General features: G+C 60.8%; 18 protein-coding genes. 14 read left to right on the forward strand and 4 right to left on the reverse strand.

Annotated features, from left to right (window positions below):
• The first annotated feature begins 153 nt into the window (after nt 1–153).
• The 14 genes from R3C98_RS09490 to hutC all read left to right on the forward strand — a co-directional run bounded on the left by R3C98_RS09490 (nt 154) and on the right by hutC (nt 21,625).
• Complete coding sequence (locus R3C98_RS09490; protein ID WP_371313846.1) at nt 154–2,541, forward strand: xylulose 5-phosphate 3-epimerase; 2,388 nt, start codon at nt 154–156, stop codon at nt 2,539–2,541.
• Nucleotides 2,538–3,911, forward strand: coding sequence for an MBL fold metallo-hydrolase RNA specificity domain-containing protein (locus R3C98_RS09495; protein WP_371313847.1), 1,374 nt, complete (start codon nt 2,538–2,540; stop codon nt 3,909–3,911). The genes R3C98_RS09490 and R3C98_RS09495 overlap by 4 nt, the downstream gene beginning before the upstream one ends.
• A gap of 2 nt (nt 3,912–3,913) precedes the next feature.
• Entirely contained in the window at nt 3,914–5,440 is a 1,527-nt protein-coding gene (locus R3C98_RS09500; protein WP_371313848.1) for a thymidine phosphorylase family protein, read from the forward strand.
• Nucleotides 5,437–6,333 (forward strand): ribose-phosphate pyrophosphokinase, encoded by an 897-nt coding sequence (locus tag R3C98_RS09505; RefSeq protein ID WP_290937786.1) that lies wholly within the window; start codon nt 5,437–5,439, stop codon nt 6,331–6,333. The genes R3C98_RS09500 and R3C98_RS09505 overlap by 4 nt, the downstream gene beginning before the upstream one ends.
• Before the next feature lie 242 nt (nt 6,334–6,575).
• Complete coding sequence (locus R3C98_RS09510; RefSeq protein WP_371313849.1) at nt 6,576–7,919, forward strand: hypothetical protein; 1,344 nt, start codon at nt 6,576–6,578, stop codon at nt 7,917–7,919.
• An 18-nt stretch (nt 7,920–7,937) separates the two neighbouring features.
• Nucleotides 7,938–8,267, forward strand: coding sequence for a cytochrome c (locus R3C98_RS09515; protein ID WP_290937790.1), 330 nt, complete (start codon nt 7,938–7,940; stop codon nt 8,265–8,267).
• Between the two features lie 25 nt (nt 8,268–8,292).
• On the forward strand, nt 8,293–8,661 hold the full coding sequence (locus tag R3C98_RS09520) for a cytochrome c5 family protein (protein ID WP_158531453.1): 369 nt from the start codon (nt 8,293–8,295) through the stop codon (nt 8,659–8,661).
• A 145-nt stretch (nt 8,662–8,806) separates the two neighbouring features.
• Entirely contained in the window at nt 8,807–10,054 is a 1,248-nt protein-coding gene (locus R3C98_RS09525) for a TolC family protein (protein WP_371313850.1), read from the forward strand.
• A 1-nt stretch (nt 10,055) separates the two neighbouring features.
• Nucleotides 10,056–11,624, forward strand: a complete 1,569-nt coding sequence (locus R3C98_RS09530; protein WP_371313851.1) for an efflux RND transporter periplasmic adaptor subunit — start codon at nt 10,056–10,058, stop codon at nt 11,622–11,624.
• A complete protein-coding gene (locus R3C98_RS09535) occupies nt 11,621–14,764 on the forward strand; it encodes an efflux RND transporter permease subunit (protein ID WP_371313852.1) in 3,144 nt (1,047 codons plus the stop codon). The genes R3C98_RS09530 and R3C98_RS09535 overlap by 4 nt, the downstream gene beginning before the upstream one ends.
• Before the next feature lie 460 nt (nt 14,765–15,224).
• A complete protein-coding gene (locus tag R3C98_RS09540) occupies nt 15,225–17,960 on the forward strand; it encodes a TonB-dependent receptor (RefSeq protein WP_081813149.1) in 2,736 nt (911 codons plus the stop codon).
• Between the two features lie 91 nt (nt 17,961–18,051).
• The gene (locus tag R3C98_RS09545; RefSeq protein ID WP_034767330.1) at nt 18,052–18,765 is read left to right on the forward strand and encodes a PepSY domain-containing protein; all 714 of its coding nucleotides are present in this window, start codon (nt 18,052–18,054) and stop codon (nt 18,763–18,765) included.
• A 3-nt stretch (nt 18,766–18,768) separates the two neighbouring features.
• Nucleotides 18,769–20,607, forward strand: coding sequence for a PepSY domain-containing protein (locus tag R3C98_RS09550; protein WP_371313853.1), 1,839 nt, complete (start codon nt 18,769–18,771; stop codon nt 20,605–20,607).
• A gap of 310 nt (nt 20,608–20,917) precedes the next feature.
• The gene (gene hutC / locus R3C98_RS09555) at nt 20,918–21,625 is read left to right on the forward strand and encodes a histidine utilization repressor (protein ID WP_034767335.1); all 708 of its coding nucleotides are present in this window, start codon (nt 20,918–20,920) and stop codon (nt 21,623–21,625) included.
• A 115-nt stretch (nt 21,626–21,740) separates the two neighbouring features.
• Here hutC and hutU read toward each other — a convergent pair whose 3' ends face one another.
• The 4 genes from hutU to hutI are packed head-to-tail and all read right to left on the reverse strand — an operon-like array spanning nt 21,741 to nt 26,929.
• The gene (gene hutU / locus R3C98_RS09560) at nt 21,741–23,405 is read right to left on the reverse strand and encodes a urocanate hydratase (RefSeq protein ID WP_035578334.1); all 1,665 of its coding nucleotides are present in this window, start codon (nt 23,403–23,405) and stop codon (nt 21,741–21,743) included.
• Nucleotides 23,398–24,201, reverse strand: a complete 804-nt coding sequence (gene hutG / locus R3C98_RS09565; RefSeq protein ID WP_272988647.1) for an N-formylglutamate deformylase — start codon at nt 24,199–24,201, stop codon at nt 23,398–23,400. The genes hutU and hutG overlap by 8 nt, the downstream gene beginning before the upstream one ends.
• Nucleotides 24,198–25,736 (reverse strand): histidine ammonia-lyase, encoded by a 1,539-nt coding sequence (hutH, locus tag R3C98_RS09570; protein WP_112073372.1) that lies wholly within the window; start codon nt 25,734–25,736, stop codon nt 24,198–24,200. Before hutH ends, hutG begins: the two co-directional genes overlap by 4 nt.
• A complete protein-coding gene (hutI, locus tag R3C98_RS09575; RefSeq protein ID WP_112073371.1) occupies nt 25,733–26,929 on the reverse strand; it encodes an imidazolonepropionase in 1,197 nt (398 codons plus the stop codon). Before hutI ends, hutH begins: the two co-directional genes overlap by 4 nt.
• Nucleotides 26,930–26,967: the final 38 nt, after the last annotated feature.

The raw sequence follows: 26,967 nt of genomic DNA on the forward strand, positions 1-26,967 counted from the left end.
GTTGCCTGGGAATTGCCCTGTTTTGGTCCGGTACGGGCGGGATCTGGTCCGGAAACCTTTTGCTACCCGGCATGAGGGGAAGAGGGAGGCACGGCGTATGTGTGATTGTTGGCGGCGCATGAGGCGCACAAGGCAATTGGAACCCGGTAAATCATGACAGCACATTGGCAGGACGGATATGGCGTGATCGTCCACACGGAAGAAACCCGTCTGCGCCTTGAAGACATTCTGCATTCGGCCCGGCGCGGCGAGCTGGCCCTGACCGAGCCGCAGGCAGAAAGCGTGCTGGCAGCAACTGACCGCCTGGCAAATGCGGCGATGTGGCTCGTCGCGCACATGACTTACGCCTGCCGGGTCGATCTGTCCGGAACCCCTCTTTCTGCCGAGGACTTCAAGCCGTCTCCCGAAGGCCACACCGGCGGCTCCCTGAACATGGCGATCGCCTTTGCGGGCTACCTTGCAGCCAACGCCCTGAGCGGACACACACGTGCCTGGACACTTGGCCAGGGCCATTGCGTGGCCGCGATCGAAGCGGTCAACACACTCACGGGCGATGTATCCGCTTCGCAGCGCGGCCGGTATGACCGCAGCGAAGCCGGACTGACCCGGCTCGTCCGCGATTTTTACAGCTATGCCATGACGTCCGATGGAAAGCCGGCCGTTCCCCTTGGAAGCCACGTTAATCCAAATACGGCCGGCGGCCTCTCGGAAGGCGGGTACCTCGGCTTTGCAAGCCTGCAATATATCCATATGCCGTTGCCTGGGGAACGCCTGGTGGCCTTTCTGAGCGATGGCGCGTTCGAGGAGCAGCGCGGATCCGACTGGGCACCGAGATGGTGGCGCGCCTCCGACAGCGGCTTTGCCGTTCCGGCGATGGTCCTCAATGGGAGGCGGATCGAACAACGAACGGAAATCTCCCAGGAAGGCGGTCTCGACTGGCTGGTTCGCCACCTTGAACTGGGCGGGTTTGACCCGATCATCCTGGATGGTCACGATCCCCTGTCCTATGCCTGGGGCATCCTTGAAGCCGAAAAGCGGCTGGCCGGACTCTCAGAGGCTGACGGCCCCTATCCGGCAAGGCTCCCCTATCTCATTGCGCCGTGCGTAAAGGGCTACGGTTTCCCGGGCGCTGGGACCAACCGGGCCCATAACCTCCCTCTCGCCGGCAACCCCCATACCGACCCCGCAGCGCGAGCGGCCTTCAATGAAGGGGCAAGGGCACTCTTCACACCACATGACGTTCTGGATAACGCAATCCGTTCACTGAGCACCCACAAGGCGCAAGGGCGAGTGCTGGAAAGCCGGAACGCCTGCGCCGTTCGGAATGTACCGGGCCCGCACCTTCCTCCACACGCAGCGGCAGGGTCCGGAAGCGAGCCCCCGGACTGCGCCATGGACACCATCGACCGGTGTTTCGCCGGCATTGCGCGCGCCAATCCGCACCTGCGCATCCGGGTTGCGAACCCCGACGAGCTTCGCTCGAATCACATGCCGCTCACGCTGGAACTGCTGAAGCACCGGGTCAATGTCCCCGAACCCGGCACGCCGGAAGACATCAATGGTTCGATCATTACTGCGTTGAACGAAGAGGCCGTCATCTCGGCTGTGCTGGGCAACAAGGCCGGACTGAACCTGGCGGTCAGTTATGAAGCCTTCGCCATGAAAATGCTGGGCGCCCTGCGGCAGGAAATCATCTTTGCGCGCCGCCAGAAGGAACTCGGCCAGCCCCCCGGCTGGATCAGTGTCCCCCTGATCGCGACATCCCACACCTGGGAGAACGCCAAGAACGAGCAATCTCATCAGGATCCGACCCTGCCCGAAGCCCTGCTCGGCGAGATGTCCGATACGGCGCGTGTCATCTTTCCGGTCGACGCAAACAGCGCCGCGGAAGCCCTCCACAGTGTCTATCGCGGACGTGGCGAAATCGCCTGTCTTGTTATTCCCAAACGGCAGGTCGGCGATCTGCTCTCTCAGGAACAGGCCGCCGATGCTCTCAGGATCGGCGCCATCCGGATTGCCGGAGACCTCGAATCCGCACGCGTCCAGTTCGTCGCCATCGGCGCCTACCAGGCGGTCGAGGCGCTTGCGGCCCATGACCGGCTGGCCGGGCGCGGCGTGGCCTCCTGCGTCACCCTGGTGCTTGAACCCGGTCGGTTCCGTTCCGGCCGGGACCCGATCGAAACGGCCAGCACCGCACCGGATCATATTGTCCGCGCCCTGTTCCCGGCCGGCCTGCCCCGCATACTCCTGACCCATACCCGGCCGGAACCCATGACCGGCCTGCTCAGACGTATCGACGAAGGCCCCGGCCGGCTGCGGGCGCTCGGATATCTCTCACGAGGCGGTACACTGGATGTACCAGGAATGCTGTTTGCCAATCGCTGTACCTGGGCCCACGCGGTCGACGCGGCCATGGCGATCGCCGGTCTCCGGCAGACCGGCCTGCTCACGGAAGATGAGCACCGCGCCATTGAAGGTAACGGCGACCCGTCCGTGCTGAAACAGGTTTTACCCATCCACCGAACGGAGACCGTGCAATGACTCTGACCCTGACGAGCCTTGGGGGAGCGGGAACCGTTACAGGTTCGCGCCACCTTCTCGAACATGACGGACAGCGCCTGCTGATCGATTGCGGCCTGTTCCAGGGATTCAAGGGCTTGCGGGAGCGCAACTGGGCGCCCTTCCCCGTCGACCCGTCCTCGATCGACGCCATTGTCCTGACGCACGCCCATATCGACCATAGCGGCTATCTGCCAAAACTGGTCAGGGAAGGCTATCGTGGCCCGATCTACTGTTCCGGGGCGACGAAGGACCTTTGCGAAATTCTTCTGCGCGACAGCGCATATATATCCGAGCGGGACGCCGAACGCGCAAACCGCTATCGCTACACAAAGCATGAGCCGGCAAAGCCGCTTTACACGGTGGCGGATGCCGAAGCTGCAATCGCGCAATTGGTGCCGGTTGCGTTCCATACAGATATCGCGCTCGACATCGGAGCCCGCGTCTACATGCGGCGCGCAGGCCATATTCTCGGCGCCTCCACGCTGGAAGTGAAATGGGGCGGGAAGACGATTGTCTTTTCCGGGGACCTCGGACGATATGATGACCCGTTCATGTTCGATCCCGAACCCGTCCGCAAGGCCGACTATGTCGTTATCGAGTCCACCTATGGGGACCGGACCCACCCAAAGACCGACCCCATGGAGCAGCTTGGCGAGGTCATCGGCCGTACCGTCGGCCGCGGCGGGACGGTCGTCATTCCGGCTTTTGCCGTCGGACGCGCCCAGCTGCTTCTCTATCATATCTGGATGCTGAAGAAGGCCGGACGCTTTGCAAACGTCGCGATCTATCTCGACAGCCCCATGGCCATCAACGCGACCGAGCTTCTTTGCGCCCACCTCGATGATCACAGATTTACACCCGATGTGTGCATGGAGACCTGCAACATTGCCAGTTATGCGCGTGACGTCGAAGCCTCCAAGGCGATCACAAGCGACCGCATGCCAAAGGTGGTGATCGCAGCGAGCGGCATGATGACCGGCGGCCGGGTCCTGCATCATGTCGAAGCCTTTGGCGGGGACCGGAAGAACACGATCCTGTTCGCGGGCTACCAGGCGGCCGGGACGCGCGGCGCAAAGATCCTCGAAGGTGCCAGGTCAGTTCGCATGTTCGGCAAGGAAGTTGAGATCAGAGCGGAAATCGCCAGCCTCCCCGCCTTGTCAGCCCATGCCGATGCCGATGAACTGATGAAATGGCTGGATGGCTTTGCGGCCCCGCCAGCCAGGACATTTATCGTTCACGGGGAACCGGAAGCCTCCAGCCATTTCCATGACAGGATACAGGAGGACCTGGGCTGGCCCAGCGATGTTGTCCGCATAGATCATACCTACGATCTCGCAGGAGACGCTTGATCGTGCCCGGCGATCATGTTCCCGGCGGCCAGCCCCTGAAGGCCCGGCGCCTGAAATGGCACACCCAGGACGATGCCATCATCCTCATGCGCACCGACTGTCCGGTCTGCCGCGCCGAGGGCCTGACATCACGTTCCAGAATCCTTGTCACCTGTGGCACAAGATCGGTGATCGCCACGCTGCACCAGATCGAGGACGACTGGCTACCTATTTCTGAGGCGGGGCTTTCGGAAGCCGCCTGGAAGCGGCTCGGCGCTGTCCCGGGTGCAGACCTCAGCATTGCCCACGCACCGACGCTCCCATCCCTGTCCGATGTCCGCCAGCGGATGACCGGAAGACGGCTTGGCGCGGACGCTTTCGACAGGATCATCTCGGATATCGCATCGGGGAAATATTCCGATGTGCACCTAGCCGCTTTCATATCCGCCTGCTCCACCCTGAAGCTCGATCTCGGGGAAATGAAAGCCCTGACACATGCCATGGTCGGGGCGGGCGAACGGCTGAGCTGGGATGCGGACCTGGTAATCGACAAGCATTGCATCGGAGGCCTGCCCGGCAATCGGACAACGCCGATCGTTGTGGCGATCCTTGCCAGTCAGGGCCTGACAATACCGAAGACCTCGTCGAGAGCCATCACGTCTCCAGCCGGAACCGCCGACACAATGGAAACTCTCACTCGCGTCGATCTGTCGATGTCCGAGATCCGCCGGGTTGTCGAAGCAGAGGGTGGATGCCTTGCCTGGGGCGGCGCCGTCCAGCTGAGCCCCGCCGACGACGTGCTTATCCGGATCGAGAGAGCTCTCGATATCGATGCCGAAGGCCAGCTGATCGCGTCCGTCCTGTCGAAGAAGATCGCTGCGGGCGCAACCCATGTCGTACTCGACCTGCCGGTTGGGCCGACCGCCAAATTGAGAAGCCGGCCGGATGCTGAAGCATTGATCGAACACATGACGGCGGTCGCCGGGGGGTTCGGCCTGCAGACCCGGTTTGTATTGAGCGACGGCAACCAGCCCGTCGGCCGCGGGATCGGTCCGGCCTTGGAAGCATGGGATGTCCTGCACGTCCTCCAGCGGCAACCGGCCGCGCCTCTCGACCTGCGGGCGCGCGCGATTACCCTTGCCGGGGCAGCGCTTGAACTTGCAGGCCGCGTGGCGGAAGGCCAGGGCGGAGACGTAGCCCGCGAGGCGCTTGATGACGGATCGGCCTGGTCGAAATTCCAGGCCATATGCGAAGCGCAGGGCGGGCTTCGGTCCCCCCCTGTCGCGGACCACTCAGCCCCTCTCCTCCCCCGCCTTGCTGGCAGGCTGACGCGCATCGACAACCGCAAGCTTGCGAGACTCGCAAAACTTGCCGGCGCGCCAGAACGACCTGCCGCCGGCGTTACCCTTCACAAGCGCCTTGGAGACTGGCTGAACCGGGACGAACCCATTGCCACCATCCATGCCGAGGCGCCGGGCGAACTTGCCTATGCCAGGGATTATGCCCGCAGCCACACCGACATGTTCACCATTGAAAGCTCTCCAGAATGACGCTCTATATTCCCCTTCCAGGCAACACCGCCATGGCCAGCGAGCTCGCCCGGCTGACGGGGGGTGAACTGGGCACTCTTGCGGTCCGCCGGTTTCCCGATGAAGAAACCTATGTCCGCATTGAAACCGATGTCAGAGGAAAGCATGTCGATCTGGTCTGCACGCTTGCGCGCCCCGACCCTCAGTTGACCGGGCTCCTCTTTGCCGCCGCGACGGCCCGCGAGCTCGGCGCAGAATCCGTCGGACTGATTGCCCCCTATCTCGCTTACATGCGCCAGGACCGGCGATTTTCCGAAGGAGAGTCCGTGTCAGCACGGCATTTTGCCCGGATGCTGTCGAGCGTTTTCGACCGGCTGGTCACCGTGGATCCGCATTTGCACCGGATACATGATCTGGGAGAAATCTTCCCGATCGCCACACGGGTTGTCCATGCAGCACCTGCCCTTGCCGACTGGATCTGGCAGAATGTTGAAAACCCCCTCGTGATCGGACCCGATTCCGAAAGCGAGCAATGGGTATCCGATGTGGCCTCCCGGGCGGGCGCGCCTTACCTGGTCCTTTCCAAGACACGCCACGGCGACCGTGATGTCGAAATCGCGGCGCCTGGCCTCGCCGATTGGGCCGGACGGCAACCAGTCCTGATCGATGACATCGTCTCTTCCGGACGGACGATGATCGAGGCTGCCCGGCATTTCCAGTCAGCTGGCTTCCCGAAGCCCGTCTGCGTCGTGGTACATGCAATCTTCGCCGATCAATCCTATGCGAGCCTTCAAACCGTCGCCTCCCGGATCGTCTCCACCAACAGCGTCCGTCATCCGTCTGCTGAAATATCCATCGCGCCCCTCCTGGTTGAGACTGGCAAGGCAAACACAGGCGCCTTCGGGTCGCACTGAAGACCGGCAGGAATTGCTGGCGGTGTCCCCCAAGGGAACGAAGCCTCGCATATGTGGAAGATCCAGAGAGGGCGAGACGGTCTGCCTGAACTGCAAGGCGGATCCTACCCGCCATCCCGGTCGTTCGGCCTCCGCGGGCCGGGCTCTTCCGGTGGAAGGCTCTCGGCACTTTTTTTGAGGGGTCATGCTACCAAGTGCGTAGTGGAGGCAGATGATAAATACCTGAATCGAGGGGGTGAACCATGACCTGCGCCAAATATCGATCTGTGGCCCTTGCGACAGTGGCCCTGATCGGACTGCCGGCACTTGCCCAGGAGACACAGGAACAATCCCCTCCCGATCCGCAGACAGCCGCGCTTCTGGAACGGATCGAACAGCTGGAGGCCGAACTGGCGGATCTTCGCGGTGTGGTCCTGCAATCGACCGAAACGGCCAGCAAGGCGGAAGCTGCGGCCCAGGACGCAGTCGACCGGATTGCCGAGGTACAGGATCAGGCATCTCCCGCTCCGTCCTATGCCGTCTCGCCCGGCATGCCCGACACGAAGTGGCACCTTGCCGGTTATGCCGATGTCGGGTTCGTCGGCGGTGACACGCCCGGACCGGATAGCTTCGTCAGCGGCAAGTTCAATCCCGCCCTACATTTCCAGTACAAGGATTTCCTCCTCTTTGAAGGAGAATTCGAATACGCGACGACTGGTGATGGCAAAACGGAATCGGAACTCGAGTACTCTCAGATCGATCTTGTATTGAATGACCATGCCGTCCTGGTAGTTGGTAAGTACTTAAGCCCGATCGGCCAGTTTCAGGAACGGCTTCATCCAAGCTGGATCAACAAGGTACAAGGCGCACCCGCCGGGTTCGGTCATGATGGCGTTCAGCCGACGAGCGACACCGGTGTCCAGCTGCGGGGCTCGATCCCGGCCGGCTCCACCCGCCTGACCTACGCTCTGGCTGTCGGCAACGGCCCCCGCACAACGTCTGAGGGCGGTGTCGAGCTTATGGGGATGGGGAGCGACGACAATTCAAATAAGTCTGTCGGAGGACGGGTAGGATTTTTCCCGATGCCGGCCCTGGAGGTCGGCGGCTCCTACCTGACCGCACGCGTCGATGGCATCATGAACCCCGACATGCCTGTTCCTTCCGGCTCCGGACTACCGCTCGATGCCCGCTTTCAATTGTGGGGCGTTGACGCGGCCTATACGAAGGGACCGCTTGCAGCCCGTTTCGAATACCTGAAATCCGAACGCGGCAAGCTCTTCACGGTAACAGATGAAGAGCCTGACGGTGTCCTGTTGCCGGATCTGGAAATGGAGGCCTGGTATGGGCAATTGTCATACCGACTGTCCGGCTTCAGTGACTCCGAAATCATCCACAGGCTGGAACCTGTCGTCCGGTACGGGGAATTCAGCATCAGCGGGCACCCCGAACTTGAAGAAGAAAACGCCCAGAACCGCCTGAACGCCGGACTGAACTACTGGCTGGCACCGACCATTGTCGCCAAAGCGGGCCTGGAGTGGCGGGATTACACGGTGCCCGGCGTCCCGGACGAAACGCTCATCCAGTTTCAGCTTGGTTACGGGTTCTGATCTCGAAGAAAGGAGGACATGATGAAGTCCTGCATAATACCGGCATTTACCCTGGCAGCCATCCTCCTGACAGGCGGGTCAGCGGCCATTGCCCAATCAGTGAGCCAGTCAGCGCCTGAAGAAACGCCCGCAACTGAAAGTGCGGCCGAGACCGATCCGATGCAGATCGTACGCGGAGCGAAAGCCTGGAACGAAACCTGTTCGCGTTGCCACAATCTCCGCTCACCCAGTGAGCTGACGGACGAGGAATGGGACGTTTCGGTCACGCATATGCGGGTGCGCGGCAACCTTCCTGCCTCCGACGTGCGGGACATCCTGGCCTTTCTGCAAGCCAGCAACAATCAATAATCCCTTCTCTTAAAGGATGCGTCTCATGCCTTTCCCCAAAAAGACCGCACGTTTCGGCCTGTCCGCCCTGATGGCTGTCATGGTCCTTGCGGCGCAAGCAAGCGCGCAGGAAGACCCCGATCCCGCGCGTGGCAAGAGGGTCTATCGCGGGACATGTATTGCCTGCCACGGCCCGACGGGCAAGGGCGGCATCCCGGGAACCCCCGACTTCACGAAGGGCAATGGCGTCCTGTCACAGGATGACAGTGTTCTGACCGATCACATCCGGAACGGATTCCGGAGCAAGGGGTCGACCATGCCCATGCCGGCAAAGGGCGGAAATCCGAAACTGACCGATCAGGATATCCAGAATGTCCTGGCTTACCTGCACGAGGAGTTCGGCGAGGAGAATTGATATGCGCCGGCGCGGCCTTTCCAGCGGCAATCCGATCGCATCCGCGGCCCCGGATCTCCGGGTCCTGTCGCCGACCGGACCCATCCTCTGCCTCTGACGCTCGAGATCGTCCGTACAGAAACCCGAAAACCGGAGAAAAGGCCCCGTGAAATATAGACACCTGCTTGCAGCGCTCCTTCTGGGCAGTGCGATAGCCTTTCCATCGGGCGGCCTTGCACTTGCGCAAGCGCCCCTGACCCTGCCGGAAGCTGTCGACATCGCGCTCGGTGCCGATGATCCGAGCGTCGCAAGGCTGGAACAGGAAGCGCTTGCCTTTGACGACAAGGCGGTCGCCGAGAGCCAGTTGCCCGATCCGGTTGTCAGCGCCCAGATCGCCAATGTCCCGTTTCCCAGCCTCGACTATGACCGGGAACCGATGACGCAGCTGAAATTCGGCGTGCGCCAGGCGCTTCCAAAAGGTGAGACGCTTGCCCTGACGCGTGAAAAACAGACGGCTCAGGCACAAAGCGCACGGTTTCACAAATCCCTGCAGGAACAGCAAATTACTCTTGAAGCGCGCCAGACCTGGCTTGAGCTCTCCTATTGGCGCGATGCGCGAAGGCTCACGCTTGAAAGCCAGCGCAAGGTCAGCGAACTTGGCGGCGTCGCCCAGGCCGACTATGCCAGCGGCCGGTCTTCCCTGCAGAATGTGCTGCGCATTGATCTGGAAACCTCTTCGCTGGACGCGCGGCTTGTCGACATCCAGCGCAATGAAGACCGGGCCAGGGCAGACCTGATCCGGCTGATCGGCCCCCTGGAAGGGGCGAGGCCGCTTGCATCAGGCGCCCCCTTTCTCCCCCCGGTCACCGGTGAAGATCTCATTCGGGAACGCCTTGCCAGCCATCCCTCGCTCCGGGCTCTTGACGCCAGCGTCACATCGAAGAGCCGGGACGTCGACATTGCTGCGGAACAATACAAGCCGGGTATCAGTTTCGATGCCCAATACGGCATCCGGGACTCGCGGTCGGACTTCGGATCCGTCGGGGTCGCCGTCTCGCTCCCCCTCTTTTCGAAAAAGAACAAGGATTATGCCCTGCGCGCGACAAAGCGGCTGCGCGAAGCGGAGAGACTGGCGCGGGACACACAGGCCCTGGAACTCGAACGTGCGCTGCGCCGGGACTGGGCGCAATATACGCGCCTGGGCGAACAGATAGAGGTCTATGAAACCGATGTCCTCGATCGTGCCCGGGACACCCGCGAAGCAGCCATGGCCGCCTACGGCAACAATCTTGCCGATTTTGCCGAACTCGTCCGCGCAGAACTCGCCGTTCTGGATACGGAACTGACGCTCAGCCGGCTGAGAGTCGACCGGCTGCAGGCGCAGGCAAACCTTCTGTTCCTGAGTGGAGACTAGCATGCGCAACACAAAGCTTATTCTGCTCGCGGCCACATTCGGTCTTGGGCTTGGCGCCGGGGCCGTGGTCATGAGCCTGGCCAGCGGTAGCGCCGATCAGGCATCCGGGAAGCAGCCTTCAGCAGAAAGGAAGCCCCTCTACTGGGCCGCGCCAATGGACAAGAGTTACCGCAGCGACTCTCCCGGCCTGTCGCCCATGGGGATGGAGCTTATTCCGGTTTATGCCGATGACGAGAGTGAGGGCGACGATCGCAACCTCGTCAGGATCAATCCGGCAGTCGAGAACAATATCGGGGTCAGGACAGCGATTGTCGCCACCAGCGAAGCGCTTCCCGCTGTCGAAACCGTCGGCACGGTCCAGATCGATGACGACAATACCTCGGTTGTGGACGTTCGGACCGAAGGCTGGATCGAAAACATGCCCGTCAAGGCGATCGGCGACGAGGTGAGAAAGGGACAATTGCTGTTCCAGATCTATTCGCGCCCCCTCGTCAGTGCGCAGGACGAGTATCTGCAGGCGACGCGCATGGGCAACCAGAACCTGATCACGGCCACAAAATCACGGCTGGTTTCCCTCGGCATGAGTAACCGCGCCATCGAGAGCCTGAAGGAGAGCGGCCAGTCCGAGCGCCTGCTGAATGTCTATTCTCCGAGAAGCGGCATCGTCACGCAGATGGGCGCTGGCGAAGGTGGGTTCGTCAAACCCGGCATGAACGTGCTCAAGATCGCCGACCTCAGAACGGTCTGGGCAATTGCCGATGTCTATGAAGACCAGGTCCACCAGGTCCGTCCCGGTCAGGAAGTCACCATGCGGATGAGTGGGATGCCCGGCCGCGAATGGAAAGGCCTCGTTGAATATATTTACCCGACCGTCAACGCCCGGGCGCGGACCGTTCAGGTCCGGATCAGCTTTGACAACAAGGACGGGCTGCTGAGACCGGACATGTTTGTGCGTCTCAGGATCGAAACCAGCTCCGACGTTCCGTCCGCAGACGCATCGGACAAGGTCGTCATTCCGCGCGAAGCGCTCATCCGGACCGGACGCACCGAACGCGTCATCCTGGCGCTGGGAGATGGCAGGTACCAACCGGCCCAGGTGGTGTCCGGCCGTGAAATCGGGGACGATATCGAAATCTTGTCCGGTCTGGCCGCCGGGGAAAGAATTGTCGTCTCATCGCAATTCCTGCTCGACTCCGAAGCAAGCCTGCGCGGAACCATGCTGAGGCTGACGGCCGGCCAGAACGAAGGTGCGTCCATGGATATGGGTTCGTCATCCGAAATGCGGCAGGAAGGCGCGCCAGAAACACAGCCCGCCGATACGGCGCAGACTCGCGGCATGGTCGTATCTGTCATGCAGGCGCATGGCATGGTGACCATCGAGCACGCCCCGGTCGAAGCCCTCGGCTGGCCATCCATGACCATGGCGTTTGTGACGGATCCGGCTCTGCTGAAAGACATCGGCAAGGGAGACAATGTCGACATTACAGTCAGGGCCGCGCCGGACGACAATGGAAATTACGTCCTCTCGGACATCCGCAAGATCTCGCCGGCCCGGGTGGACGCACAATGATTGCAAGTCTTGTCCGCTGGTCCATCGGGAACCGGGTCCTGATCCTCCTGCTCGCCGCACTCCTGGCCGTCTGGGGCGGCTACACCCTTAAAAAGACGCCCCTGGACGCCATTCCGGACCTCTCCGATGTTCAGGTCATCATCAAGACCACCTATCCGGGCCAGGCGCCTCAGGTCGTGGAAGACCAGGTGACCTATCCGCTGACGACGGCCATGCTGGCCGTGCCCGGCGCGGTCACGGTCCGCGGGTACTCGTTCTTCAATGACAGTTTCGTCTATGTCATCTTCGAGGACGGAACCGATCTCTACTGGGCCCGCTCGCGGGTTCTTGAATACCTCTCCCAGGTCGCACCGACATTGCCAGCGGCCTCCCGCTCCGCGCTGGGTCCGGACGCAACCGGGGTCGGCTGGGTCTATCAGTATGCCCTTGTCGACCGGACCGGCCGGCACGACCTCTCCCAGCTCCGCTCCATACAGGACTGGTTCCTGAAATACGAATTGCAGACGATCGACGGGGTATCCGAAGTCGCAACGATCGGGGGCATGGTCAAGCAATACCAGGTCGTCGTCGATCCGGAGAAACTCCGCACCTACGACATTCCGCTGGACAAGGTCCGTTCCGAGATCATGCGCGGCAATCAGGAAACGGGTGGCCGCGTCATCGAAATGGCCGAGGCCGAGTACATGGTTCGCGCGTCCGGCTACATCAAGGGCATCAAGGACCTCGAATCCATTCCCCTGTCGGTGACTGACAAGGGCACGCCGATCCTTCTGCGGGATGTTGCCCAGATCCGCCTCGGCCCGGAACTCAGGCGCGGAATCGGCGAACTCAATGGTGAGGGCGAAGCGGTCGGCGGCGTGATAATCATGCGCTACGGCGAAAACGCCATGCGCACGATCGACCTCGTGAAAGAGAAACTGGAAACCCTGAAGGAGAGCCTGCCTGAAGGTGTCGAGATCGTGACAACCTATGACCGGTCTTCCCTGATCGAGCGGGCCGTCGACACATTGAAGGAAAAGCTCGTCGAGGAATTTATCGTCGTGCTCCTGGTCTGCGCCCTGTTCCTGTTCCACGTCCGCAGCGCGGTTGTCATCCTGCTCAGCCTGCCGCTCGGAATCCTGGCGGCGTTCATCGTGATGAACGCTCAGGGCATCAATGCCAACATCATGTCGCTCGGAGGGATCGCCATCGCCATCGGCGCCATGGTCGACGCCGCGATCGTCATGATCGAGAACATGCACAAGCACATTGAGCGAACGCCTCTGACGAATGAAAACCGCTGGGCGGTCGTAACCCAGGCGGCAATCGAGGTCGGCCCTGCGCTTTTCTTCTCCCTGCTGATCATTACATTCAGCTTTCTCCCGATCTTTGCACTGGAGGCCCAGGAAGGACGGCTCTTCCATCCCCTCGCTTTTACCAAAACTTATGCGATGGCCGGCGCGGCGATCCTGTCCGTTACGCTTGTGCCGGTACTCATGGGTTACTTCATCCGGGGCCGGGTTCTGCCCGAACACAAGAACCCGGTGAACCGTCTGTTGATGGGGATCTACCAGCCCTTCATCAACATGGTTCTCAGAGCGCCGGTTCTGATGATCGTGATCGCATTCGCGGTCATGGCCAGCGCGATCATCCCCCTCAGCCGGATGGGGTCGGAGTTCATGCCGGATCTCGACGAAGGCGATCTGCTCTATATGCCGAGCGCATTCCCGGCGGTCTCGGCCGGGAAAATGTCCCAGATATTACAGCAAACCGACAAGCTGATCATGACTGTTCCGGAAGTCGAGACAGTCTACGCCAAGGCGGGACGGGCAGAGACGGCGACCGACCCTGCACCGCTCACCATGGTCGAGACCACGATCCGCCTGAAGCCAAAGGAAGACTGGCGTCCCGGCATGACAACCGCCAAGCTGAAAAAGGAGCTGGATTCGATCGTCCAGGTTCCCAGTCTCACCAATGTCTGGATCATGCCTATCAAGAACCGGATCGACATGCTTGCCACCGGCATCAAGACCCCGATCGGGATCAAGGTTGCCGGACCCGATCTCCAGGTCATCGGCGATGTCGCCCAGCAGATCGAAACGGTGATCAAGGACGTTCCCGGAACATCTTCGGTCTATGCCGAACGGGTGACCGGCGGACGCTTTGTGGATGTTGATATCGAGCGTGAGGAAGCGGCCCGGTTCGGACTGAATGTGGCAGATGTGCAGGACCTGGTGAAGACCGCTATCGGCGGCATGACGGTCACCCAGTCCGTCGAGGGGCTGGAGCGCTATCCCGTGAATGTACGCTACCCCCGGGAATATCGTGACTCTCTGGAACGGCTGGAAAACCTCCCGGTCGTGACGAAGACCGGAGCACAGATCCCCCTCTCGCGCCTTGTCGACATTTCCATTTCCGGCGGGCCGGGCGTCATCAGGAGCGAGAATGCCCGCCTGAACGGATGGATCTATGTGGACATATCCGATGTCGACATCGGAACCTATGTCAGGAATGCCAAGAAGGCGGTCGAACAAATCGACCTGCCCGCAGGTTATTCCCTGTCCTGGTCGGGCCAGTATGAATACATGCAGCGCGCCAAGCAGCGCCTCAGCCTCGTCGTTCCGCTGACCCTGGTCATTATCCTTCTGCTGCTCTTCCTCAATTTCAGGCGGCTTGTGCCAGTCTTCATCATCATGGGGACCCTGCCCCTGGCGCTCGTCGGCGGGCTCTGGTTCCTGGACATGCTGGGTTACAACATGTCGGTTGCAGTCGGTGTCGGATTCATTGCGCTCGCCGGGGTATCCGTCGAGATCGGCGTTCTGATGATGGTGTATCTGGAGCATGCTCTGGAGGCCAGAATCGAGCAGGCGCGGGCCGAAAAGCGCGATCTGACCAGGTCTGACCTTCGCGCGGCGGTCATTGAGGGAGCATTGCTTCGCGTCCGCCCCATCATGATGACGGTCGCGGTCGTGATTGCCGGCCTCCTCCCGATCATGCTGGGTTCCGGAACCGGCTCTGAAGTCATGCGCCGCATTGCCGCCCCGATGGTCGGCGGAATGACCAGCGCAACCGTACTGACATTGCTCGTCATCCCCGCCGCATTCCTGATCTGGCAGACACTTGCCCTTAAACTCCCGAAAGAGACATTGGGGACAGAATGAACCTGGGCCATCTGCCACATTGGCCGGTCAAAGGCCTGGAAGAGGTTCTGGGCGGCCACCTTGAGCTCCCGGCCCTCGCCGTCGGTCATATCGCCCTGCACCTGCGAGGGAGGCGCCAGCAGACATAATCTTCTCGCCCCTCCCGCCTCGCCGCGCATTCTCGCCGCTACTGCGCCCTCATGCGCAATATATTGCCATGACAAGCAGCGTTCCGGGTTTGTCCGTGCCCAGATGTATGGTCAGCCCGATACCTGGCCGTTCGTGGTCGTTTTGACCTTGAGCCATCCGGCCCTGAACGCCCTTCTGCGCTGAATTCTTGGGCAATTCGCACGGCGCAGCGCACCAGTTTTTGGCAGGGACAATTTCGAGACAAAAAAATCCAAATCCCGGACTTGCAAGCTGTATAGACAGGTCTATAGTTTTCGAACAAGGTCCAAGAAACGGGGAAAGGGAATAATCAATGTCTCCAGCAAAAAATCGCATTCTGATGGGTGCCGCCATCGCGCCGATCGTTTTGTGGCTCTATGCCCAGCCTGCCGCTGCACAGGAGTCCTCCGGCGAGGACGGCGCGAAAGTCGAAGAAACAGTCACAGTCACCGGCAGCCGCATCAAACGAAAAGACCTGACCAGCGTCGGCCCTGTCACGGTCCTCGACAGCGTCCAGATCGAACAGACCGGCATTTCGAACCTCGAAACGCTGCTTCAGCGTCTTCCGTCCTCTGCCGGATTTGGAGGTAACTCCAACAGCGCCTATTGGGTCTCCAATGGCTGGGGCACGCCCCAGATCAACCTGCGCGGCCTTGGCGTCAACAGGACCCTGGTCCTTCTGAATGGCCGCAGGCTTGTCTATGGCGGAACCGGGGCGAACAGCGCGGTGGATCTCTCCATGATACCCATGTCGCTCGTATCCCGCGTCGAAGTGCTGAAGGACGGCGCGTCGGCAACCTATGGCGCAGACGCCGTTGCCGGCGTGATCAACTTGATCACCAAGGAAGGGTATGACGGGTTCGAAGCATCGGCCAAGTATGGCATGACCGATGAAGGGGACGGCGAGGAAACCCTCCTGGAAATGAGCTGGGGCAACTCAACGCCCGCCGGCGACATCATGTTCAATGTCAGCTATCAGGACAATGGAGCCGCCCCTCTCTGGGACAAGAGCCGCGCGCCTTGCCCCGGTACGCCGACGCCAAACGGCTTTGTATGCGACGGGCTGAGCTCGTCGACGATCGGCGGCCGCGGTACAGTTCCGGCCGGATATGTCATGCCGGATGGCACGGTCCTGACCGGACCGACACGGATCAATTTCAACCAGGACCCGAATGGAGATGGCGACTCTTTCCATATCTATGACGGTGCGCTGGACGGGTTCAACTACAACCGCTACTTCAATGCGTCCAATCCGCTGGAACGCCTGAGCTTTGCGACCTTTGGCACCTATCACCTGACCGAGCATGCCGACCTGTTTGCCGAACTGCTCTATACGAAGCGCTGGTCAAGCCAGCCGGCCTCTCCGGCGACGCTGGTGAATGTTGCATTCGATGCCTCTCACCCGACCAATCCAACCGGGATCGATTTTGTTCTCGAACGCCGCCGTCTGCTCGAAAATGGCGCGCGGACGTTCGAGCAGGAAACCGATACGTTCCGTATCGTTACAGGTGTCAGGGGCTCGCTCGGTGGCTCCTGGAGCTATGAGGCCGCCCTGAACTGGGGCCGCAATACCGGTTCGGACTCCATTCTCAACAATATCAATACCGGCAGACTCGCCCAGACACTCGATCCCGCAACCTGCGGAACCGGGGGCATTCCGTGTGCTGACCTGTTCGGATACGGAGACGTCACCCAGGACGTGCTGGACTATATCGTGTTCACCCAAACTGGTCTTGGCGGAAATGAGCAAAAGGCAATCAGCGCGAGCATGAGCGGCGAGGCCTTCCAGCTTCCGGCCGGACCTGTCGGCGTCGCGTTCGGTGCTGACTGGCGGGAAGACAAGGGTTGGCGCAATCCCGACTCTCTCGCAGTTGCCGGCCTGGCGCTCGGAAACCAGGAAGACCCCATCTCCGGATCCACCAAGGCAACCGAGGTCTTCGCCGAAATCGACGTGCCCCTGTTGAAGGACAAACCCTTCATCGAGGCGCTCGATTTTGACGGTGCGATCCGCTACTCCGACTATGACCTGTTCGGAAGCGACACCAATTACAAGGCCGGATTGAACTGGCGGATCAATCCCGCGCTCAAGTTCCGCGGCACCTATACAACTGCCTTCCGCATCCCCAACATACCGGAACTCTTTGGCGGGGTTTCCGAAGGCAACCTGACGACGGTCGATCCGTGCTCGAACTGGTCATCCCTGTCTCCGTCAAGCAACATTTACCAGAACTGCCAGGCTGCCGGGGTACCGACCAATTATGTCCAGCTCGGCAATACGGTCCTGACAGATGCCGGCGGCAACCCGGATCTCCAGCCGGAGTCGGCAGAATCCTTCACCCTGGGGACGGTCTTCCAGCCAATCGAAGGTCTGTCTCTGACACTCGACTATTTTGACATCCAGATCGACAATGCGATCCGGACCACGCCAGGTTCCACCAAGCTCCTGTTGTGCTACGAATCCGTCAACCTGTCGCACGAGTTCTGTGGCCCGCAGCATCACACCCGCAACCCGCTCAATGGTGACGTCAATTATCTCTCCACGCAGAACGCCAATACCGGTAGCGAGACGATGAAGGGCCTGGACATTGGCGTCGTCTATTCTTTCGAGAAGTTTGGCCTCGACCACGCGCTTGATCTGAAAGCGACCTATCTCTCCGAATATGAGACGGTCGCGTTTGATGGCGACACACCGACGGTCATCGACGGCCATATCGGCGGCGGGAATGGCGGCTATCCGAACTGGCGCGCTGTCGGATCGTGGACGACCACGGCCCGGAAATGGAGCGGAACCTATTCCGTTCAGATGATCGGCGAAGGCGATGATTTCTATGCCACCTCCGGTCCGGGCTCCAGTATTCCCGCCCAGTTCTACCACAATGCACAGCTGTCATATGATCTCAGCGACGCGCTTCGCCTGAGTGTCGGGATTGACAATATCTTCCAGAATGACCCGCCCTTCGTGGCCAGCTGGACGGACGGCAATACCGATACGATGACCTATGACCTGCTCGGTCGGCGCGGTTATCTGCGTGTGACCTACAGACGATAGCGCAGGCTTTCAGGACCCCCATCGGCAGGCTGCCTACCGATGGGGGTCCGGTTTTCCCCTTCCCATACCGGATCAATGTGAGGTGCCGGCCATGGCCAGAGCAATCGCCTTCAATGTACGCCAGTGGCACAAGTGGGTTTCGCTATTTGTCGGAATACAGGCCATGCTCTGGCTGGCATCCGGCCTCTACATGGTGATCATCAACCTGAACTTCATTCATGGTGATCATCTCGTCCGCAACATGTCCGATACGCTACCGCCGGGCTACACGCCGGGCTTCGGATTCGAAGAGGTCATGTCAAGCTATCCGCAAGCTGAACTGATTTCCCTCGAAACATGGCTCGGCAAGCCGTATTACCGTGTCCAGACGATTGATGGCCGGGTCCTTGTTGATGCGCAGACCGGAATCCAGCGGTCTCCTCTCGACCGGACCGACGCGATCGCCGTTGCCCAATACCACTATGCCCGCCCGGGCGAGGCAAAATCCGCGCAGTTGCTCGTGGATCAGGCCAATGCGCCAAGCGAAATACAGGGCCGAAAGCTGCCTCTGTGGAGAATCGATTTCGAGGACCCGGGCAGGACGTCCTTCTACGTCTCACCGGACGATGGGGCGCTTGTTACCCGGCGGCACGATTATTGGCGGATTTTCGATTTCGTATGGATGCTGCACATCATGGACTACAAGGACAGGGCCGATGTGAACAACACACTCCTGCGCGCATTTGCCGGTCTTGGACTCATCCTCTCGATTGCAGGTATCTGGTTGCTCTGGTTCAGCTTCAAACACCGCCGCGGAGTCCGTTGACCCATGACAATCATTCGGGAAGTTCATAAATGGATTGGCCTTCTGCTCGGACTGCAGTTGCTGCTGTGGATGTTCAGTGGTCTGGGCATGGCCATTCTGCCGCACGCGAAGGTCGCCGGCGACCATCACAGGGTGGATTCAGAACCAGGACTGCTTCTGGCGGAGGTTACTGAGCAGATCGCTCCGCCACTATCCGGGAGTGCTTCGGATGTCCGCCGGGTCGAATTGCGCCTCCTCTCAGATCGAGCCGTCTTCCAGGTCGATACCGGAGGGGGGGCATACCTTTTGGACGCAGCAAGTGGATCCCCGATTGCGATCGATGAAAGCGGTGCCCGGCAAATTGCGGCGCGCGATTATTCCGGCGATGCAGGAATTTCGACCGTCAGACATCTCGAACATCCGACGCTGGAGATCAGGGACCATGCCGGCCCCGCCTGGCAGGTCAACTTCAGTGATCCGGAACGTACAAGCCTCTATGTGTCTGCCGAAACGGGCGACATACTTGAAAGGCGGAACAATTACTGGCGAACATTCGATACGCTCTGGATGCTCCACATCATGGACTATTCCAATAGGTCGAACTTCAACAATCCACTCGTCATCCTGTCGGCCCTTATCCTTTTCTGGCTCGGCCTGAGCGGCCTTGTGCTCTGGTGGGACAGCTTCCACCGGGAGGATTTCCGCGCCATCGTCTCCCGCTTGACCGGCAAGAAACCGGTCCTCCTGTCCGTGGCAAGCCCGAGCGGGGACCTGCTGAAGACTGTCCGAACCCCGGGACACCAGACCCTTTACGCCGCACTGGAGGCTGAAGGCTATGCACTTCCCTCTTCGTGTGGAGGGGGCGGGTCCTGCGGGCTCTGCAAGATCAAGACGAGTCCTGATTCGCCGGCAACAGCCGCCGATCGCAGGCAGATACCGGAAGCGGATCTTGACCGGGGTGTCCGGCTGGCCTGCCAGCATCGTCTGTCATCTGACGTGTCCGTCACGCTTCCCGACGGCCTGCTTGACGCGAGACGCCTTGACGGCGAAGTCGTCTCTTCCAGACGTCTCACGCCGGACATGTTTGAAATTCGCATCGCCCTTCCGGCGCCCCTGGAATTTCGCTCTGGCAGCTATATCGAAGTGGAAATTCCGCCCTACAGTACGGACCTGGACCAGATCAACCTTCCGGATCCGGTCAAATCGCTGTGGCGGACATCCGGAACGGACGAGCGCATCCAGTCCGCTCGTCCGCTCGTTCGCACCTATTCCCTTGCCAATGCGCCAGGCGAGACCGGCAGCGAAGTGACGCTGAATGTCCGCCTCGTTCTGGCAGGTCCCGAACATGCCGGAGCGCCCGTTGGTCTCGGATCGGCCTATATGACCTCGCGCCGACCGGGCGATACCCTTTCCCTGAGGGGCCCGCTCGGGGATTTCCATGTGGGCGAGCACGAGGAAGAGCGTGTCTTTATCGGCGGCGGTGCCGGCATTGCCCCCCTGCGCTCGATGATCCGGAACCAGTTGCTCAACAAGGGTTCGACGTCCCGGATGTGGCTCTGGTACGGCGCAAGAACCCCGGAGGCGCTGGCATACCGGGAGGAATTCGAGCAATTGGCCACGGACTTCGACAATTTTTCATGGCAAGTCGCACTCTCGCATCTGGAGCCTCACCAGGAATGGGAAGGGCACAAGGGGTGGATCCACGAGATCTTCCGGGACAATTTTCTCGCCACACACCCGGACCCCGGGCGCTGCAGCTTCTACGTATGCGGACCGCCGCCTATGCTGGAGGCCGTTCTCAACCTGCTGCGAGGAGCGGGAATCAGGGAAGAAAAGATTGCATTTGATGATTTTGGCATCTGATCCGGCTCACTCTCCAGCCCGGGGCGGCAATATTTCGGCCCTGCAGCTCCCGCAGCCCGCAGCGCCGGATTAGCCCGGCCCGACAACACATGACAGATAGCCCTGGCCTCTTCCGCGCGTGCGATCATGGCGCCTTGTGCCTGAAAGCACTTGAATCCTGACGCTCTTGGATGGAAAGGACACCTGCACTGGACACCGCGGAGGCTGTACTTGTCACATTCTTTGCTCCTGCCTGCCACCCGAAGTGTTCCCTGTCACCCGCACGCCGACGTCGATCAGCCGGCCCTTTTGAAGAACCTGGATAATACAGATGTCACCTGCCCCACTCTATGAACAGATCAAGCAGCATATCACTGATCTGATCGAAACCGGTGAACTGGGCCCGAATGACCGCCTGCCGTCCGAGACGGATCTGGCAGCGGAATTTCAGGTCGCCCGGATGACCGTTCACCGCGCCATCAAGGAACTCAAGGATTCAGGGGTCGTGACCCGAATCGCAGGTGTGGGCACATTTGTCGCTGAAACCCAGTCGAGCGGGCAATTGATTGCGGTCAACAACATTGCCGATGAGATCCGCTCACGGAACAGCGCCTACTCAGCCGTGATGGTTCAGAATGCAAGAGAGCGGGCCTCTAGAGCCGTTGCGCAACAACTGGAGATCGACCCGGGCTCACCGGTATTCCACTCGATCGTTGTCCACATGGAGAACGGGACTCCCCTTCAGCTGGAAGAGCGTTTCGTGCCGCAATGCCTGTTGCCAGGATATGGCGATGTGGATTTCAGCCGAACAACGCCAAACGAATATCTGATGAAACATGCCCCGCTCCAGAAATTCGAGCACAGGGTCAAATCCGTACTAGCCGAACCGGACGTGCGCAAACTTCTGAGGATCAACAAGGATGAACCCTGCCTAGTCCTGTTGCGCCGTACATGGAGCCGTCGGCGAGTCGTCTCCTTTGCCCGCATGACGTATCCAGGTTCGCGCTACGAATTTCTCGATCGTGTCGCCTCCGCCTGAAAGGGCTGAAGGCGATCCATCGCCGTCGTTGAGGGACCGAACCGGGCAGGCCTGCCGGGCCCGTTCAGCCCCTCCTTGCATGCCGCTTCCCGACCTGGCCGCCAAGAGTGATTGCCTACAGGATGCCGGGAAGGTCCAGCTCATACTCGCGCGCGCAGTCGAGGGCGGACTGGTAACCGGCATCGGCATGACGCATCACGCCGGTCGCCGGGTCGTTCCACAGGACGCGGGCAATCCGCCGGTCGGCGCTTTCCGTGCCGTCGCAACAGACCACCATGCCCGCATGTTGCGAAAAGCCCATGCCCACACCGCCGCCATGATGCAGCGAGACCCAGGTCGCCCCGGATGCGGTATTGAGGAGCGCATTCAGAAGCGGCCAGTCGGATACAGCATCCGATCCATCCCGCATGCCTTCCGTTTCCCGGTTCGGTGACGCGACAGAGCCGGAATCCAGATGGTCGCGGCCGATAACGATGGGGGCGGACAATTCTCCCTTTCGCACCATCTCGTTGAAGGCAAGACCTAGTCTGTGCCTGACCCCAAGCCCGACCCAGCAGATCCGCGCTGGCAGCCCCTGGAACGAAATGCGGCTTCGCGCCATGTCGAGCCAGTTGTGCAGGTGCGGATCATTGACAAGTTCCCGAACTTTCGCGTCGGTCTTGTAGATATCTTCCGGATCCCCCGACAGGGCGCACCAGCGGAAGGGCCCGATGCCACGGCAGAAGAGAGGCCGGATATAGGCAGGTACAAATCCGGGGAAGTCGAATGCAGTGGAAAGCCCCTCTTCCTTTGCGACCTGCCGGATATTGTTGCCATAGTCGAACGTCGGGACACCGGCATCCCAGAAATTCACCATGGCCTCCACATGGACCTTCATACTCGCACGTGCGGCAAGTTCGACGGCCTTCGGATCGCTTTCCTGACGTTCACGCCACTCGGCAACACTCCATCCCTGCGGCAGATAGCCATGAACCGGATCATGCGCGCTGGTCTGATCGGTTACCATGTCCGGTCGGACACCGCGGTCGAATATTTCCTGGAATATGTCGGCGGCGTTACCAATCAGGCCGACCGACTTCGCTTCACCGGCCGCTGTCCATTTCGCAATCAGGTCGAGCGCCTCATCGAGCGAATGAGTCTTGTGGTCGACATACCCCGTTCTCAGGCGAAAATCGACACGCGTCTCGTCGCATTCCACAGCCAGGCAAGAGGCGCCCGCCATGACCGCGGCCAGGGGTTGGGCGCCCCCCATGCCTCCAAGACCGCCCGTCAGGATCCAGCGCCCCGACAGCTCGCCGCCATAATGCTGGCGGCCCGCCTCCATGAAGGTTTCGTACGTACCCTGCACGATCCCCTGGGACCCGATATAGATCCACGAGCCAGCCGTCATCTGGCCGTACATGGCCAGCCCCTTCCGGTCCAGTTCGTTGAAATGATCCCAATTGGCCCAGTGGGGCACCAGGTTCGAATTCGCGATCAAGACGCGCGGTGCGTCCTCATGCGTCCGGAAAACGCCGACAGGCTTGCCGGACTGAACAAGGAGCGTTTCATTGTCTTCAAGACGCTGGAGCGTCTCGACAATGCGGTCAAAATCCTTCCATGTCCGGGCAGCCCGCCCAATCCCGCCATAGACGACAAGTTCGTGCGGGTTTTCTGCCACATCGGGATGAAGATTGTTCATCAGCATGCGCATTGGTGCTTCCGTCTGCCAGCTTCTTGCGGTGATCTCCTTTCCCGTGGGCGGAAATACATCGCGTTGATTGTGCCGGTTATTATTCATGGCTTTGTCCCATTTCGGTCGTTGCATCTTCAATGGCTCTGAGTATCCCTCTCAGATGACTGCGCAGGCGTTCCGCCTTGGCAGAGTCATATTCAAATGGCACACACTCGCTTGCGAGATAGTTTGCCTGGGCCAGTTCGATCTGGATCGCATGGACCCCATTGCCGGGGCGGCCATAATGGCGGGTTGTCCACCCCCCCCGGAACCGCCCGTCGCGAACAAATGTGTAATCCCCCCCGTTCCGGCACGCGTTCACGGCGGCTTCCGCAATGCGCTCGTCGCACGAAGTTCCGAGATTGGTACCAAGATTGATGTCCGGAAGCACCCCATCGAACAGGAAAGGGATCCGGGATCGGATCGAGTGACAGTCCACCAGGACGGCGAGACCATGCTTGCGATGCACCCGCTCCAGTTCCCCGGCCAGCGCGGCATGATAGGGATGGTGCCAGGCTGCAAGACGGGCTTCGATATCTGTGCGCCCGGGCGCCTCCGCCCAGATTGCGTTCCCGTCAAAATCCGTCATCGGAACAAGGTCGGTCGTGTTCGCGCCGTCATAGAGCGGGCTTCCGTCCGGATCCCTGTTCGCGTCGATCAGGTATCTGTGAAAGTTTGCCCTGACGACGGTCGCATCCGGCAATAAATCAGCATACAGCCTGTCCGCATGCCAATCGGTATCGGCAAGGGAACGGGCCGGCGGCCGCAGGTTTGCGTAAATATCGGGCGGCAGGTATGTCCCGCTGTGCGGAACGCCAAGGACGATCGCGCCCTCTCCGGACTTGATATCGACGGGTCTCATGCAGCAACCCCGTCGACACTTTCGGGCAGTCCTGCTGCCCGCGACAGGGCTGCGTCCCGCACAAGGGTATTCATTTCTGCAAGATCCGGCGCCAGAAACCGGTCTTCGTCCAGTCTCGGAACCCTCGCCCGGATTGCAGCGAGAACATCCCTCAATGCGGGGCTGGTCCTCAGCGGTTCGCGAAACTCCACGCTTTGCGCCGCGCAGAGAAATTCCACCGACAGGATCATGCTGAGATTCCGGTTCATCCTGCCAAGCCGGCGCGCGCCATGGGCCGCCATGGACACGTGGTCCTCCTGGTTTGCGGAAGTGGGCGTGGAATCGGTCGAACACGGATTTGCGATGTGCTTGTTTTCGCTCATGAGAGCTGCTGACGTGACCTCGGCGATCATCATGCCGGAATTCAGCCCGGGAGCCCGGGTCAGGAATGGCGGCAAGTGGAAGGACAGGGCCGGGTCGACCATGACTGCGATCCGCCGCTGCGCGATGGCGCCGATTTCGGCGATCGCCAATGCGATCATGTCCGCCGCGAACGCGACCGGTTCGGCATGGAAGTTTCCGCCCGAAACGATTTCGTTCCGCTCGACCAGGACAAGCGGATTGTCGGATACGGCGTTGGCTTCGATCTCCAGCGTCCGTCCCGCCATATCGAGAAGGTCCAGCGCGGCGCCAGTCACCTGCGGCTGGCATCGGATGCAATAGGGATCCTGGACTCGTCCATCCCCTTCGCGATGGCTGTCCCGGATTTCCGACCCCTCAATGATGTCACGGATCGCCCGCGCAACGCGCTTTTGTCCGGGATGGCCCCGCAACTCGTGTATTTCCGCAAGGAATGGCGCTGTCGACCCCATGACCGCATCTGTCGAGAGCGCGGAGGAAACAAGGGATTGCAGCAGGTTCCGTTTGGCATCGAACAATCCCGCAAGCGCGCAGGCCGTTGAAAACTGCGTTCCATTGATCAGGCCCAGGCCTTCCTTGGCACCGAATTCCACGGGCGACAGGCCCGCTGCCTCCAGGCCCACCCTGGCCGGCATCCGGCGCCCCTGAAAGAAGACTTCCCCCTCTCCCATCATCGCCGCCGCCATATGCGCCAGCGGCGCCAGATCACCAGATGCCCCGACAGAGCCCTGCTCGGGGATGATGGGCAGGACGCCTTCGCTGACCATTCTCTCGATCAGCACCGCGACCTGCCAGGATACACCAGACGCACCGCGGCCGATCGACAGGAGTTTCAGCACCATCATGAGCCTCACGGTGGCAGGCTCCAGCGGGTCACCAACACCACAGCAATGGGACAGGACAAGGTTGCGCTGCAGCCTGGCCGTGTCGGCCGGTGCAATCTTGATGCTGGCAAGTTTTCCAAAGCCGGTGTTCACACCATAAATCGCCTGCTCGCCTTCAGCTGCCCGCGCGACCACGTCTGCGGCCCGGTCGACATCCTTGCGGGCCCGCTCAGCCAGCCTGACAGGCACGTCCGAGCGCCAGATATTTTCCAGCGCCGCCAGACCCGTGGCGCCAGGTTCCAGGACAATCATGTGACCTCTCCGCAAAAAATGCGCTTGTACAATGGATTGAAACCGATCCGGCAGGACAGTTCCGCAGGATGATCCACATCCCAGACCGCGAGATCTGCAGACTGCCCTGCATGCATGCGCCCGACATCCTCCAGGCCAAGCGCCATCGCGCCATTCCGGGTGACGCCGCGCAGCGCTTCTTCAGGCGTCAGACGAAACAGGACGCAGGCCATGTTCATCGCGCTCAGAATCGAGGTCATCGGTGAGGAACCCGGATTGCAGTCCGTCGCAATCGCCATGGGGACGTCATTTTCGCGGAATGCCGATACGGGCGGCGGCCGCGTTTCCTGGAGGAAGTAAAATGCGCCCGGAAGCAGGACCGCTATGCTCCCATGACGCTGCATCGCCTCGGCATCTTCCGGCGTTGCATATTCCAGATGATCACACGAGAGCGCGGCATATTCTGCGGCAATGCGTGCGCCGCCCAACCAGGACAATTGCTCGGCGTGCAGCTTCACGGGCAAGCCGAGCGTCCGAGCTTTTTCGAACACGGTCCGGATGTCTTGCGGCGAAAAGGCAATGGTCTCGCAGAACCCATCCACCGCATCGGCCAGACCCTCGGCCTTTGCGCCTTCCATTGCCGGAAGGCAGACATCCGAAAGGTAATCGTCCGGGCGCCCCGCATATTCGCGAGGCAGCGTATGGGCTCCGAGGAAAGTTGTACGGACCCGGAGGGGCCGCACCTTTTCCACCTGCCGCGCCACGCGAAGCATCTTCATCTCGGTCTCTATGTCCAGCCCGTAACCGGACTTGATCTCGAGCGTTGTCACCCCTTCCGCAATCAGGGCGTCCACACGCAACAGGGCCGATCTCAGAAGATCCTCCTCGCTTGCAGCCCGGGTCGCCTCCACGGTCGAGACGATGCCGCCTCCGGACCGGGAAATTTCCTCATAGGATGCCCCGTTCAGACGCGCCTCGAATTCGGCGGACCGGTTTCCTGCGTGAACGATATGGGTATGGCAATCCACAAGGCCTGACGTAACAAGGCGCCCTTCCAGATCCAGGCGCTCGTCGTTCCGGGCAGCTTCAGGAATATCCGCGCACGTTCCGACCCAACGCAACCGCCCGTCTTTCATCCAGACGGCCCCATCCGGAACGAGTCCGTACGGCTCATTTCCTTCAAACGTCGCGAGCTTTGCGTGCGTCAGTAACATGATTTCCTGTTGCCTGAGGGTACGGTCTGCTGCATATG

This window comes from Hyphomonas sp. (genome assembly GCF_041398465.1).
Lineage (GTDB): Bacteria > Pseudomonadota > Alphaproteobacteria > Caulobacterales > Hyphomonadaceae > Hyphomonas.

Coding starts and splice junctions, on each gene's coding strand:
- R3C98_RS09490 (WP_371313846.1), top strand. CDS start 154: ATGACAGCACATTGGCAGGACGGATATGGCGTGATCGTCCACACGGAA.
- R3C98_RS09495 (WP_371313847.1), top strand. CDS start 2,538: ATGACTCTGACCCTGACGAGCCTTGGGGGAGCGGGAACCGTTACAGGT.
- R3C98_RS09505 (WP_290937786.1), top strand. CDS start 5,437: ATGACGCTCTATATTCCCCTTCCAGGCAACACCGCCATGGCCAGCGAG.
- R3C98_RS09510 (WP_371313849.1), top strand. CDS start 6,576: ATGACCTGCGCCAAATATCGATCTGTGGCCCTTGCGACAGTGGCCCTG.
- R3C98_RS09515 (WP_290937790.1), top strand. CDS start 7,938: ATGATGAAGTCCTGCATAATACCGGCATTTACCCTGGCAGCCATCCTC.
- R3C98_RS09520 (WP_158531453.1), top strand. CDS start 8,293: ATGCCTTTCCCCAAAAAGACCGCACGTTTCGGCCTGTCCGCCCTGATG.
- R3C98_RS09530 (WP_371313851.1), top strand. CDS start 10,056: ATGCGCAACACAAAGCTTATTCTGCTCGCGGCCACATTCGGTCTTGGG.
- R3C98_RS09535 (WP_371313852.1), top strand. CDS start 11,621: ATGATTGCAAGTCTTGTCCGCTGGTCCATCGGGAACCGGGTCCTGATC.
- R3C98_RS09540 (WP_081813149.1), top strand. CDS start 15,225: ATGTCTCCAGCAAAAAATCGCATTCTGATGGGTGCCGCCATCGCGCCG.
- R3C98_RS09545 (WP_034767330.1), top strand. CDS start 18,052: ATGGCCAGAGCAATCGCCTTCAATGTACGCCAGTGGCACAAGTGGGTT.
- R3C98_RS09550 (WP_371313853.1), top strand. CDS start 18,769: ATGACAATCATTCGGGAAGTTCATAAATGGATTGGCCTTCTGCTCGGA.
- hutC (WP_034767335.1), top strand. CDS start 20,918: ATGTCACCTGCCCCACTCTATGAACAGATCAAGCAGCATATCACTGAT.
- hutU (WP_035578334.1), bottom strand. CDS start 23,405: ATGAATAATAACCGGCACAATCAACGCGATGTATTTCCGCCCACGGGA.
- hutG (WP_272988647.1), bottom strand. CDS start 24,201: ATGAGACCCGTCGATATCAAGTCCGGAGAGGGCGCGATCGTCCTTGGC.
- hutH (WP_112073372.1), bottom strand. CDS start 25,736: ATGATTGTCCTGGAACCTGGCGCCACGGGTCTGGCGGCGCTGGAAAAT.
- hutI (WP_112073371.1), bottom strand. CDS start 26,929: ATGTTACTGACGCACGCAAAGCTCGCGACGTTTGAAGGAAATGAGCCG.